General features: G+C 46.6%; 1 protein-coding gene. It reads left to right on the plus strand.

The features are described from left to right. Positions 1–476: 476 nt before the first annotated feature. Positions 477–1,025 carry a type IV pilin-like G/H family protein gene (locus tag O9295_RS04460; RefSeq protein ID WP_288032008.1) on the plus strand — a complete coding sequence of 183 codons (549 nt, stop codon included), beginning with the start codon at positions 477–479 and terminating at the stop codon, positions 1,023–1,025. Positions 1,026–1,382 lie beyond the last annotated feature (357 nt).

The following is a 1,382-nucleotide window of genomic DNA, read 5'->3' on the forward strand; positions in this document are numbered from 1 at the left end:
AATTACCTAATTTTCAGGGAAAAAGTCCCGGAATTTTCCCCCCGACCACTCCCATATCTGGTACTTTTTGATTGACAAAAAGTCTAAAAGTCTTACCCAACAAGGTTTTTAGATTTATTCAGCTAACCCTAGATAGTTCAAAGATTTCCATAGCCAGATTAAAGGCGATCTGATAAACTTCTAGGTCTTCATGGGTGTTCAGCAATTTCTTCGGTTTTTGCACCATAATTCCCCTTTCCTGACTGATGATTCTCACTTTCCCTTATAAATACCTCTTGTCAAACCTAAATTCAGGAAAATTCCCCATCACCCCATTCCCCCATTCCCCCATTCCCCCACCACCCCATCACCCCACTTCCCCACTTCCCCACCACCCCACTTCCCCAAAAAAAATTTTCCCAAGGGTGATAGGTTTTCTGAAACAGGCGGGTAAGTTGTTTATAGAGAACAAAAAACACTTACCAAAGGATATACCCATGAACTCCACCTTCAAATTCAAACTCATCCAAGCTCTCAACAAAAAGAACGGTAACAAAGGTTTCACCCTCATCGAACTCCTAGTTGTCGTTATCATCATCGGTGTACTCGCCGCCATCGCTCTCCCCAACCTCCTCGGTCAGATAGCCAAAGGCAGACAAGCGGAAGCTCGCAACAACCTCGGTACCGTTAACCGCGCTCAACAGGCTTACCGCTTGGAAGAAGCCCGCTTTGGTCTTGTCACTGAGTTGCCTATTGGAATCACTGGCCAGTACTATGGTAGTGTTGCCACTGCTTCTGTTATTGGTGGTGCTAACAGCCAATTTGGTGCAAACCATGCGGCTATTCCCCATTCTACTTACACTAATGACATCCTAGAATACGAATCTGCCGTCGGTCAAACCAGCTCTGGTGTTTACTCCGTCGTTATCTGTGAACAAACCACTAACCCCAGTGCAGCGGCTATCACTGAGCCTGGTGATTGGTCAGCTGCTGGTACTGCTGCTGCTCTTGCAGCTTGTGCTGGTGGGGGCAAACAGATCAAGTAATCGCTGTCTAGAAGAGTATGGGGGTTGGCCTTACATACTTCTCGGACAATCGCAATTTCACAACTCAGCTTTAATCATACTCTAGCGGAAGGTGGCAGGGAAATGTTCTCTCGGAAACCTTGCGCTTTTGATTTTTTTCGGGAAGTGGGGAAGTGGGGAAGTGGGGAAGTGGGGAAGTGGGGAGAATAAATAGGGGCTGCTGAAAAAGTTTTTCGTGGGGGCAGGGTGTGGGGTGTGGGGTGTGGGGTGTGGGGTTTTACCCATTTTCAGGTGGTCAATTACCTAATTTTCAGGGAAAAAATCCCTAAATTTTCCCCCCAAACACTCCAATGGTAGGCACTTTTTCAGGGAAAAAAA

Source organism: Microcystis sp. LE18-22.4A (genome assembly GCF_027531105.1).
Lineage (GTDB): Bacteria > Cyanobacteriota > Cyanobacteriia > Cyanobacteriales > Microcystaceae > Microcystis > Microcystis aeruginosa.